This window comes from Priestia sp. SIMBA_032 (assembly GCF_046535215.1).
Taxonomy (GTDB): domain Bacteria; phylum Bacillota; class Bacilli; order Bacillales; family Bacillaceae_H; genus Priestia; species Priestia aryabhattai.
Genome location: NZ_JAWRXD010000508.1, coordinates 1 through 278, shown reverse-complemented (window position 1 = coordinate 278; position 278 = coordinate 1). Strand labels below are relative to the sequence as shown.

Annotated in this window: 1 protein-coding gene; it reads left to right on the top strand. The window is 53.2% G+C overall.

Annotation, left to right across the window (positions count from 1 at the left end; translation table 11 throughout):
* On the top strand, nucleotides 1–266 hold a 266-nt coding region (locus SB717_RS35330), incomplete at its 5' end, for a hypothetical protein (protein WP_410907584.1).
* Between the last annotated feature and the right edge of the window lie 12 nt (nucleotides 267–278).

Here is a 278-nt window from a genome sequence, read left to right as displayed (position 1 = left end):
ATCACGTTCAACGTGCTGGGCATTTACGTCATGAGCGGCTTGGCTGCATGGCAGGAATGGCGAGCCCATTCGTACTGGCATTTTTTCGTGTGGCGAGCGGCGCTTTACTGCATCGCCTTAGGGGCATGGCTGCTCTATCGCAGTCGGCTGCTTCAGAGCGAATCGGCCTCCAAAAAAAATGTACGCAGGATAGAGATAGGAGTGTTTCTGTCTCTGCTGCTAATAGAGCTGCTACGCGCCCTGCTTCGGCAAGGAGTCTGATATGACGCTATATACCA